The sequence below is a fragment of the Streptomyces bobili genome (genome assembly GCF_002154575.1).
Taxonomy (GTDB): domain Bacteria; phylum Actinomycetota; class Actinomycetes; order Streptomycetales; family Streptomycetaceae; genus Streptomyces; species Streptomyces bobili.
In genome coordinates this window covers 41,351-51,723 of sequence record NZ_MUBA01000024.1, presented here as the reverse complement: position 1 = coordinate 51,723, position 10,373 = coordinate 41,351, and the positions used below count along the sequence as shown (strand labels likewise).

Sequence of the window (10,373 nt, the reverse complement as noted above, 5' to 3'; positions counted from 1 at the left end):
GCACACGAACACCCCTGCCCGGACGGCGGGCAGGCACTCGGCGCGGTCGTGGACGCGGCCACCCGCGCCACCGGCCCGGACACACCGCACACCCTCGCCCAGGCGCGCGCCGCCTTCGGGGTGGTCGCCGCTCTGAACGACGTCGAACTTCCCGACGGCATGGCACCCGGTGTGGCCCGCATGCTCGCGCAGTACGTCGTCGACCAGCACCGGTACCTCGGCTCCGACGACGAGGCCGTCCTTCCCGCCGTTCCCGCCGAGTCGACCCGGCCGAACGAGAAGGGCTGGACGACCTACGGTCGATTCCTCGCCCCCGGCGAGGCGCATGCCGACTTCGAGCACGCCCGGCCCTACACGCGGGACAAGGCCGACCCGAGGGGTCTCATCGCCGAACTCGCCAAGGATCCCCAGGCGTTCGCGATCCTGTACGCCGCCGAGCGCGCATGGTTCGCCTACTACCTGGAACGGCTCGACGGGCAGGGCACCGACCCCGCATACCAACCGAAGCCGACCAAGTACTACCCCTCGCCTCGGACGACCTGGATCCACTACGACCTGGAGCACATGGCGGACCGGATCGGCGTCCTGATGGGCTACCGGTCCCTGTATGCCCGCAACGGCACCATCCCCGACCTCACCGCTTTCGACGCGGCCGTACGCCGTCACACCCCCGGCGTCTACCTGGCGGATGAGCGGCAGCTGACCAGCCGGCCGCCGATGGCCTCCATCGCCGCGCGCAAGCCCTCGGGCCGGGGGGACGAGAACCTCATGGACGCCCGGCACCAGCTCGACACCGTGCTGGACGCCTGGGCGGCGGCCCGTCGGATTCCGGCGGCACGCGCCGCCTCCCTGCGGCAGATCATCGACAACCGCTACGTGTGGGTGCTCCAGACGACCAGATGACGTCGGGCCGTCAGCCGACGGCCTTCACCTCTGTGCAGCCCCGCTGCTCCGCCTGAGCCCGGACGAACGCGTCCAGCAGCGCTCGCTGCTTCGCCGCGTCGACGCCGGGGATGCCGTCGGAGGAGTCGAACGCGAAGTGGGCGGCTTCACCACCGCAGCGGGCACTCGCCGCCAGCGTCGGGGCGAAGGATGCGTTCTCGGTCACGAGGCGATCGCTCCAGTCACCGAACCAGGCGACGAAGTTCATCCTTTTGGTGTCGCCGTCGGTGAGGTCGTCCCCCAGACTGACGTCGCAACGGCCGGTCGGCGCCCCGTCGTTGAGCTGGGCGTCGAGCCTCCAGCGCGTCGGATCCGGCAGCCCGGCGTCGGCCAGCCAGCCACAGGGAGTGTCACGGGCGGCTGAGAGCGGAACCCTCTTCGGCTTGTCCTTCTCGGGGTCGACCGGGCTGACCCCCTTCGGCGCCTTCAGCGGCCGCGCACCGCATCTCAGTTGCTCCGAGGCGGAGTTGACGAAGGCGACGGCCACCTCGTAGGAGGCGGGCCGGCGCCAGGAGGCGCGCTGGCCGATCCGGGCACTGACCAGCATCTTGCGCTGCCGACCGTCCGCGTCCTTCCCCAGAGTGGGGCAGGGCAGCAGGAAATCCAGCTCGCCATAGCGGCCGATGAACCCGGGCAGCCCCTCGGGCATCGCCATCTGCGGGCCGAACCCGCTCTTCGGGAAGAGCCACAGGAACTCGCGGTCCTGGTCGTCTCGCAACGTGTAGGCACGGAGGTTGAGCAGCGGCCAGTCGTTACGGCCGTCCTCCGAGACGGTGACCTCGCACCGGTAGTCGCCCAGCTCCTCCACCCCGCCCGAGGCGGTGTCCGTCACCCCCGCGTCCTCGGGAAGCAGGTCGCGTACGGCGTCGCCGGGCAGCGCCCCGTCGCAGGCCGTGCGGATCGTCCACCATTCGTCGACGTACGGCCGGGCGATCCAGCCGGCCAGGCCGAGTACCAGCACGGCCGTTATCGACACCTTGATCCAGCGCCGCATCCTCGCCCCCGTAGCGCGTCGGCAGACGAAGCCCGGCCGGCGGCCGCACCGGGCCGCGGGCTCCGGGCTTCCGGTTCCTGGCCGGGACCTTATCGGCTGCCGCGCCGGTCCCCGGGGGCGGGGGCGGAGGTCAGCGGGCCTCGGCCGCGCGCACCTGCTCCGGCGTCGGGGCCGTACCGCCGAGATGGGCCGGCATCCACCAGGTGTCGTTCGCGTCCTTGGGGCGGACCGGGTAGGCGCGCTGGGCGGCCTCCAGCAGCTCCTGGACCCGCTCGCGCACCTGACGGGTGATCGCGCCCGCGTACTTGTCGCGGGACGCTTCGAGCGCCTCGCCGACCCGCATGGTGATCGGGGTGTGGCTGCGCTTGAAGTTGCGCGGGTGGCCCTTGGTCCACAGCCGCTGTGTCCCCCACACGGCCATCGGCACGAGCGGCACGCCCGCCTCCTGGGCCAGGCGCGCGGCGCCGGACTTGAAGGTCTTCAGCGTGAACGACTCCGAGATGGTGGCCTCGGGGAAGACGCCGACGATTTCACCGGAGCGCAGCGAGTCCAGGGCGTGGGCGTAGGCGGCCTCGCCCTGCTTGCGGTCCACCGGGATGTGCTTCATGCCGCGCATCAGCGGGCCGGAGACCTTGTGGCGGAAGACGGACTCCTTCGCCATGAAACGAACGAGACGTTTCTGCGGGAGCGCCGCGAGGCCGTTGAAGATGAAGTCGAGGTAGCTGATGTGGTTGCTCACCAGCACGGCTCCACCCGAGCGCGGGATGTTCTCCGACCCCTGGCAGTCGATCTTGAGGTCCCACACCTTGAACAGTGTCTGTGCGAGGCCGACGACGGGGCGGTAGACAAGCTCTGCCATGGGCGAGGCGAACCCTTCCTGATCTCTGCCCGGGAGCGGCTCCCCGGCGGCAAAGTTACGCAGCCGTAGGTTTACGGCATCTCGCAGATCGTGCCCGAAGAACGGCCGGGTAGCCAGTCTTCGCGCCCGTCAACCGCGAGATTCTCGTCACGTCCGCTCCCTTGATCCACCTGGGGCTTTAGCTCGCCTTTACTACGCTCGTACCGTCACCCGTCGTACGAGCAGGTACATCTCGCAGCCCAGGCAGTACCCGAAAGCGGCATTGAGGAACGCCGCCGCGAGCGCCGCCCCGGTCGCCGCCAGCCCCAACCAGTCGGCGCCCAGGGCGAAACCGAGCAGACCCACACCCGCGAAGGCCAGCCCCACCGCCTGCGCGAACCGCGGCGGCTGCGGCGCCTCGAACGCGGTGGGCGGCCCGAGCCTCGGGCGGACGGCCACCCGGAACGCCCAGCCGTAGGGCGAGCGGCCGACCCCGCCGGCCGCGCCGAGCGCGAACGCCAGCGTCTGCCACGCCAGCAGCCACGGGTTCCCGGTGATCAGCACGACCGCCAGTACGACGGTCGTGACGGCCGCCCCGAACCGCGGCCCTCTCGCATCAATGTCCATGAATCAAGCATTCCGTATGGGAGACGCCAGGGGGAGCCGGGAATCTTTGCAGTCTGGTGAATGCTTGTGCGGATGATGAACGGACTCATGGTGTGCGTGGCGGTGCTCGCGATGGCGAGCGCCTACGGAGTGGTGCACCGACGGCGGAGCGGGAGGGTGCGCGTGCGCGGGCGCGACGACGGACAGCGGCTCGGGGCCGACCGGCTGGGTGGTGAACTGGGCGAGCGGGCGACGCTCGTGCAGTTCTCCAGCGCCTTCTGCGCGCCCTGCCGGGCGACCCGCCGGATACTCGGCGAGGTGGCGGACCTGGTCCCCGGTGTCACCCACATCGAGATCGACGCGGAGGCGCGCCTCGACCTCGTCCGGGAACTCGCCGTCCTCAAGACCCCGACCGTGCTGGTCCTGGACGCCGACGGCCACGTCGTGCGCCGGGCCAGCGGACAGCCCCGCAAGGCCGATGTGATCGCGGCCCTGGGTGAGGCGGTGTGAGTCCGTGCCGCCGACGGTGAGCCGGCTCCCGGATACCGGAACGCGCTTGACTGCACGCGCCACCTATCGTCAGCCTGACTGTATGCCTGAGGAACTCCTTCTCCACGGACGGGCGCACGTCGACCTCGTCCGTACCGCGAGCGCGCGCTGTCCGGGCCGTTGAGCAGCCACGCATCCGCTTCTCACCCCCGGCAGAAGGACCAGGACGACCTCATGACGGCCACGCCCGATCTCGGTACCCCTCAGCTCGCCTCCCCCGACCTGCTGCGCTCGGTCTTCCGCCGCCACGCGGCCGGCGTGGCCGTGATCACGGCTCCCGGCGACGGCGGGCCGGTCGGTTTCACCGCCACGTCCCTCACCTCCGTCTCCGCCGAGCCGCCGATGCTGTCCTTCGGCATCGGCACCGGCGCCTCCAGCTGGCCTGCGGTCTCCGCGGCCGGCCATGTCGGCGTGCACATACTCGGCGACCACCAGCGGGAGCTGGCCGCGACCTTCGCGCGCAGCGGCGCCGACCGGTTCGGCGCGCCGACGTCCTGGCGTGCGGGCCCCGAGGGCGTTCCGGTGCTGGACGACGTGCTGGCCTGGCTGGTGTGCCGGGTCGTCGCGCGCGTGCCCGCGGGCGACCATCGGATCGTGCTGGCCGAGGTCGTCCTGGGCGACCCCGCGGGCACCGGCCGGCCGCTGCTCTACCACCAGGGGCGTTTCACCGCTCTGCGGGATTGATCACTGTCCGGCGCTCCTGCGGGGGCCCGCGCATTCCGATTACGCTGCGTTGCGGAGGTCACAGTTCAAAGCGCTTGCTTAGCGGGCAGGAACTGGGTGTACTGACGAGTAATATTTCGTTCGGGGCGCAGGCCGCCCCGATCGGGATCGGCCGCTTGTGGCGCCTATGCTGCCTGAAAGAAGGCAGCCAGAACTGACGATGCAGTAGGAGAGCCGGCGTGAGCTTGAGGATCGTTGTCACTGTGAAGTACGTGCCCGACGCCACTGGCGACCGGCACTTCGCCGATGACCTGACCGTCGACCGGGACGACGTGGACGGTCTGCTCTCCGAGCTCGACGAGTACGCGGTCGAGCAGGCGCTGCAGATCTCCGAGAACTCCGACGACGACGTGGAGATCACCGTCCTGACGGTGGGCCCCGAGGACGCCAAGGACGCGCTCCGCAAGGCCCTGTCCATGGGCGCCGACAAGGCGATCCACGTCGAGGACGACGATCTGCACGGCACCGACGCCATCGGCACCTCGCTGGTGCTGGCCAAGGCGATCGAGAAGGCCGGCTACGACCTGGTCATCTCCGGCATGGCCTCCACCGACGGCACCGCCGGTGTGGTTCCGGCCCTGGTCGCCGAGCGCCTGGGCGTCCCGCAGGTCACCCTGCTCTCCGAGGTCTCCGTCGAGGACGGCACCGTCAAGGGCCGCCGCGACGGCGACGCCGCCTCCGAGCAGCTGGAGGCCTCCCTGCCGGCCGTCGTGTCGGTCACCGACCAGTCGGGCGAGGCGCGTTACCCGTCCTTCAAGGGCATCATGGCCGCCAAGAAGAAGCCGGTTCAGTCCTGGGACCTGTCCGACCTCGACATCGAGGCGGAGGAGGTCGGCCTGGACGGTGCCTGGACCAAGGTCGAGTCCGCGACCGCGCGTCCGGCCCGCACCGCCGGCACGATCGTCAAGGACGAGGGCGAGGGCGGCAAGCAGCTCGCCGAGTTCCTCGCGGGCCAGAAGTTCATCTAAAGGCCCTTCGCCGACCGCCCCTCAACTTCGTTTCGCAGGAGAGCATTCCCATGGCTGAAGTTCTCGTCTACGTCGACCACGTGGACGGTGCCGTCCGCAAGCCCACCCTGGAGCTGCTGACCCTGGCCCGCCGTATCGGCGAGCCCGTCGCCGTGGCCCTGGGCAGCGGCGCCGCCGACACCGCCGCCGTCCTCGCCGAGCACGGTGCGGTCAAGGTCCTCACGCACGACGCCTCCGAGTACGCCGACTACCTCGTCGTACCGAAGGTGGACGCCCTCCAGGCCGCCGTCGAGGCCGTCTCCCCGGCTGCGGTGCTGGTGTCCTCCTCCGCGGAGGGCAAGGAGATCGCCGCCCGCCTCGCGCTGCGCACCGGCTCCGGCATCATCACCGACGCCGTCGACCTCGAGGCCGGTGACGAGGGCCCGGTGGCCACCCAGTCGGTGTTCGCCGCCTCCTTCACCACCACCTCCCGTGTCGTCAAGGGCACCCCGGTCATCACCGTCAAGCCCAACAGTGCCGCCGTCGAGCCCGCTCCGGCCGCCGGCGCGGTCGAGGCCCTCGCGGTGACCTTCTCCGCCCAGGCGACCGGCACCAAGGTCACCGGCCGCACCCCGCGCGAGTCGACCGGGCGTCCGGAGCTGACCGAGGCCGCGATCGTCGTCTCCGGCGGCCGTGGCGTCAACGGCGCGGAGAACTTCGCGATCATCGAGGCCCTCGCCGACTCGCTCGGCGCGGCCGTCGGCGCCTCGCGTGCCGCGGTGGACGCCGGCTGGTACCCGCACACCAACCAGGTCGGCCAGACCGGCAAGTCCGTCTCGCCGCAGCTCTACATCGCCAACGGCATCTCCGGCGCCATCCAGCACCGCGCCGGCATGCAGACCTCGAAGACGATCGTGGCCGTCAACAAGGACGCCGAGGCCCCGATCTTCGACCTCGTCGACTACGGCGTCGTCGGCGACCTCTTCGACGTCGTCCCCCAGCTCACCGAGGAGATCAACACCCGCAAGGGCTGATCCCCGAGCGCCGCTGTACGAGGCCCCCGTGACCGAGCCGGTCACGGGGGCCTCGGCCTGTCCCGTCGTCATCTCATCCCAGGCTCACCGAGGCGCACACCGGCAGATGGTCGCTGGCGTACCGGCCGTCCAGCGAGAAGGTGTCGACCCACGTCCTGCGGACCGTGATCCCCGGCGTCGCCAGGATCCAGTCGATGCGGTCCCCGCCCGGCTGCGGACCCCGGTAGGCGTGGAACGTCCCGTACGCCGGGCCGCGCCGCTCCGCCGTGTCCCAGGTGTCGACGAGGCCGCCGCCGAGCAGGGTGTCGTGGATCGCGCTGCGGTGCGCGGCGGCGTTGAAGTCGCCGGTCACCAGCAGGGGCAGGTCGGGATCGAACGCGGCGAGCCGCTCGACGATCATCGCGGCGGCGCGTTCACGGGCGTACTGGCCGGCGTTGTCGAGGTGGGTGTTGACGAGGCAGAACTGCCGCCCGGCCGCCTTGAGATCGCGGAACCGGACCCAGGTGACCATGCGGGGATGGGCCCCGCCCCACGTGTTGGAGCCGCGTACGGCCGGGGTGTCGGAGAGCCAGAAGTGGGCGTGCTCGGCCGGGGCGAGCCGCCGGGTGTCGTAGAAGACGGCCATCGACTCCTCGTCGCCCCCGCCGCGTCCGGTGCCGATCCAGTCGTAGTGGGGTCCCAGATCGGCCTGGATGTCGCGCAGCTGGGGTGGTTCGCCCTCCTGCGTGCCGATGACGTGGGGTGCCGCCGCGCGCAGCAGGGCGCGCATCACCGGACGGCGGGCCGCCCAGCTGTGGGGTTCCTTCGTGCTGGGGAACCGGAGGTTGTAGGTCATGACGTCCAGGTCCGGGACGACGGCGGCCTCTCTGATCGACTTGCCTTCGGCCGGGGAGACCCGGACGGCCGAAGAGGCCCGGAGGGTGCCGATCAGGGGAACGCCGACGGCGGCGGCCGCCACGGTCCTCAGTCCCGTGCGCCGCGTGAGTCCTGTGCTGTCCGCCAAGTGGCCCCCTTTCACCCTCGTACGCCAGGGTGATTGTACGAACGTGCGAACGGAAGGGGGCCTCGCGGCGGCAGGGGCCGGAGAGAGGGAAGGGAAGGCGCGAGGGCCCAGGGCGTGGACAGGGTGTTGACCCACGAGAAGCCCACGGTTAGCTTCATTCAACGGATTGTTGATTCCGTACAGCGGAAAACAGAAGGGTGTGGGAATGGGTCAGGGTCAGCAGGAGACGGTGTCGACGAGCCTCGCGGGTGCCGTAAGCGAGGAGATCAGCGCCTCCCTCGCCCCGGTCGACGCCGAACTCGAACGCCGCTACCCCGGCGACCCCGGCACCCGCCAGCCCGTCCACACCGTCTACGTCCCCGCTGACGCCTTCGCCGCCGGCACCCTCCGCTCCTGGGGCGACCGGGCCCTCGCCGCCCTCGACGAACACGCCCCGGACGCCGCGTCGTTCGCCGCCGTCCTCGGCCTGTCCGGTGAACTCGCCGAGCCCGTGTACGCGCGCGTGCGCGCCAAGCTGGAACGCGAGCCGGTCGAGGACCTGCGCGTCGACTTCGAGGACGGCTACGGCCCCCGCCCGGACGCCGAGGAGGACGAGGCGGCGGCCCGCGCCGCCCGGCTGATCGCCGAGGCGTACGCCGACGGCACGGCCGCCCCCTACATGGGCATCCGCATGAAGTGCATGGAGGCCGCCGTCCGCGACCGGGGCATCCGCACCCTGGACATCTTCCTCACCGGCCTGATGGAGGCCGGCGGCCTGCCCGACGGGCTGGTGCTCACCCTGCCGAAGGTGACCTACCCCGAGCAGGTCACCGCGATGGTCCGGCTCCTGGAGGCCTTCGAGAAGACGCGCGGACTCGCTCCCGGCCGGCTCGGCTTCGAGATCCAGATCGAGACCAGCCAGGCCATCCTCGCCGCCGACGGCACCGCCACCGTCGCCCGCATGATCCAGGCCGCCGAAGGCCGCGCCACCGGCCTGCACTACGGCACCTTCGACTACAGCGCCTGCCTCGGTGTCTCCGCCGCACACCAGGCCAGTGACCACCCGGCCGCCGACCACGCCAAGGCCGTCATGCAGGTCGCCGCCGCCGGCACCGGCGTACGCGTCTGCGACGGCTCCACGAACGTCCTGCCGGTCGGCCCCACCGGCCAGGTCCACGACGCCTGGCGCCTGCACTACGGCCTCACCCGCCGTGCCCTCGCCCGCGCCTACTACCAGGGCTGGGACATGCACCCCGGCCACATCCCGACCCGCTACGCGGCGGTCTTCGCCTTCTACCGCGAGGGGTTCGCGCAGGCGGCGGAACGGCTCTCCCGGTACGCCAACCGGGCCGGCGGCGACGTGATGGACGAGCCGGCGACCGCCAAGGCCCTCGGCGGCTACCTGCTGCGCGGCCTGGACTGCGGCGCTCTCGACGCGGCCGAGGTGACCGACGCGACCGGGCTCACGCGGGCCGCTCTGGAGGGCTTCGCGGCCCCCCGCCGGGGCGACCTGACGGCCTCCGGGCAGTAACGCCGGAAAGCGCGAGGGCCGGCCGGAGCGTGAGCTGCTCCGGCCGGCCGTCGGCGTTCAGTCCCGGCTACTGCTCGGGAAAGGTGTACGGAGTGGTGATGATCTCCATCCCGTGCCCGGCGGGATCCATGAAGTACAGGCCCCGGCCGCCGTGGTGGTGGTTGATCTCACCCGGCTGCTTCCCGTGCGGATCGGCGAAGTAGGTGATCCCGGCTTCGCTGATCCGCGCGAACGCCGCGTCGAACTCCTCGTCGGAGACGAGGAACGCGTAGTGCTGCATGGTGATGGACTCCGCCGGGACGGTGGCGAAGTCGAGGGTGACGCCGTTGCTGGTGTCGACCGGGATGAACGGGCCCCACTCGGCCCCGACTTCGAGTCCCAGGATGTGGGCGAGGAACTCGGCGGACTCCCGGTTGTCACGGGAGTGGACGATCGTGTGGTTCAGCTCTACAGACATGTGTGGAATGCCTCCGTAAGGCAAACTCACGGGCACCTCCATGCCTCACCCAGTCGGTGACCGACACGCGATGCCGTGTGATGATCCTAACGGACGCGGAGGTGCTCCAGTCCGGAACGCGTCACCATCTTCTCCTTCGCGAACAGCTGGGTACCGCGCGCGCAGAGCCGCGCGTCGGCCCTGGCGCGGACGCAGAACTCCTCCGGCGTCACGCCGAACATCCGCCTCAACTCGGTGGAGACCGTGAGAAGTTCGCTGATCAGGGCGTGCTGTCCCGGATGGCTGCGCGGCACTCCGTCCCCGTTGTGCAGGACCCCGTGACGGTTGACGTACGCGAACACCCCGGAGAGGGTCCCGCCGTCGCCGAGTTCGACGCGTACCGACCGTTCGGGCAGTCGGACCCGGTCGAAGTTCGGCTCGGTGGCGTCGACGACGGCGAGCTGCTCGGCGTCCAGCCAGATGACGAACAACTCCCGTGTGACACCGGGCGCGCGGACGGGGGACGCGGACACGTAACCCAGGATGCTCACATGCGCCGACACGCCCACGTCGATGCCCGTGACCCGGGTCCGGACCATGGGGACCGGCGAGGTGAGGCCGAACTCGGCCATCTTGTGCCGCAGTTGACCGGGGCAGGCGTTGGAGCCGACGGCCAGGAGGGGGGTCCGGTCCGGGAACGTCAGGCGGTCCAGCGGCAACAGCCGGTCCCCGTCCAGCAGTCCGGACTCCGCCGGCCAGACGCCGGGGTACATCAGCGGGTGGTCGCGCGG

Annotated in this window: 12 protein-coding genes; 6 read left to right on the top strand and 6 right to left on the bottom strand. The window is 71.0% G+C overall.

The annotated features are described in order from the left end of the window. The coding region (locus BZL64_RS39710; protein WP_086765786.1) for a hypothetical protein at positions 1-903 on the top strand (903 nt) is incomplete at its 5' end. 10 nt (positions 904-913) lie between these two features. On the opposite strand, the gene BZL64_RS02850 is transcribed toward BZL64_RS39710, so the two are convergent. The 3 genes from BZL64_RS02850 to BZL64_RS02840 form a co-directional block, all read right to left on the bottom strand. Next, entirely contained in the window at positions 914-1,936 is a 1,023-nt protein-coding gene (locus BZL64_RS02850; RefSeq protein ID WP_143662959.1) for a hypothetical protein, read from the bottom strand. Positions 1,937-2,066: 130 nt separating this feature from the next. Continuing rightward, positions 2,067-2,795 carry a lysophospholipid acyltransferase family protein gene (locus tag BZL64_RS02845; RefSeq protein WP_086765783.1) on the bottom strand — a complete coding sequence of 243 codons (729 nt, stop codon included), beginning with the start codon at positions 2,793-2,795 and terminating at the stop codon, positions 2,067-2,069. 192 nt (positions 2,796-2,987) lie between these two features. Beyond that, on the bottom strand, positions 2,988-3,401 hold the full coding sequence (locus tag BZL64_RS02840; RefSeq protein WP_086765781.1) for a DUF4395 domain-containing protein: 414 nt from the start codon (positions 3,399-3,401) through the stop codon (positions 2,988-2,990). Positions 3,402-3,476: 75 nt separating this feature from the next. Between BZL64_RS02840 and BZL64_RS02835 the strand changes: the two genes are divergently transcribed. From BZL64_RS02835 to BZL64_RS02820, 4 genes are all read left to right on the top strand, one after another. Continuing rightward, entirely contained in the window at positions 3,477-3,890 is a 414-nt protein-coding gene (locus BZL64_RS02835; RefSeq protein ID WP_086765794.1) for a TlpA family protein disulfide reductase, read from the top strand. A gap of 213 nt (positions 3,891-4,103) precedes the next feature. Continuing rightward, positions 4,104-4,613 carry a flavin reductase family protein gene (locus tag BZL64_RS02830; RefSeq protein ID WP_086765779.1) on the top strand — a complete coding sequence of 170 codons (510 nt, stop codon included), beginning with the start codon at positions 4,104-4,106 and terminating at the stop codon, positions 4,611-4,613. Positions 4,614-4,831: 218 nt separating this feature from the next. Beyond that, the gene (locus BZL64_RS02825; RefSeq protein ID WP_086765777.1) at positions 4,832-5,620 is read left to right on the top strand and encodes an electron transfer flavoprotein subunit beta/FixA family protein; all 789 of its coding nucleotides are present in this window, start codon (positions 4,832-4,834) and stop codon (positions 5,618-5,620) included. Between the two features lie 50 nt (positions 5,621-5,670). Then, complete coding sequence (locus BZL64_RS02820) at positions 5,671-6,633, top strand: electron transfer flavoprotein subunit alpha/FixB family protein (protein ID WP_086765775.1); 963 nt, start codon at positions 5,671-5,673, stop codon at positions 6,631-6,633. 73 nt (positions 6,634-6,706) lie between these two features. On the opposite strand, the gene BZL64_RS02815 is transcribed toward BZL64_RS02820, so the two are convergent. Beyond that, positions 6,707-7,636 carry an endonuclease/exonuclease/phosphatase family protein gene (locus BZL64_RS02815; protein WP_086765773.1) on the bottom strand — a complete coding sequence of 310 codons (930 nt, stop codon included), beginning with the start codon at positions 7,634-7,636 and terminating at the stop codon, positions 6,707-6,709. Positions 7,637-7,841: 205 nt separating this feature from the next. Between BZL64_RS02815 and BZL64_RS02810 the strand changes: the two genes are divergently transcribed. Beyond that, positions 7,842-9,146, top strand: coding sequence for a DUF6986 family protein (locus BZL64_RS02810; RefSeq protein ID WP_086765771.1), 1,305 nt, complete (start codon positions 7,842-7,844; stop codon positions 9,144-9,146). A gap of 67 nt (positions 9,147-9,213) precedes the next feature. Here the strand turns inward: BZL64_RS02810 and BZL64_RS02805 are convergent, their stop codons facing one another. Then, positions 9,214-9,603 (bottom strand): VOC family protein, encoded by a 390-nt coding sequence (locus tag BZL64_RS02805; protein ID WP_086765769.1) that lies wholly within the window; start codon positions 9,601-9,603, stop codon positions 9,214-9,216. 86 nt (positions 9,604-9,689) lie between these two features. Next, the gene (locus BZL64_RS02800; protein WP_425276009.1) at positions 9,690-10,355 is read right to left on the bottom strand and encodes a hypothetical protein; all 666 of its coding nucleotides are present in this window, start codon (positions 10,353-10,355) and stop codon (positions 9,690-9,692) included. Between the last annotated feature and the right edge of the window lie 18 nt (positions 10,356-10,373).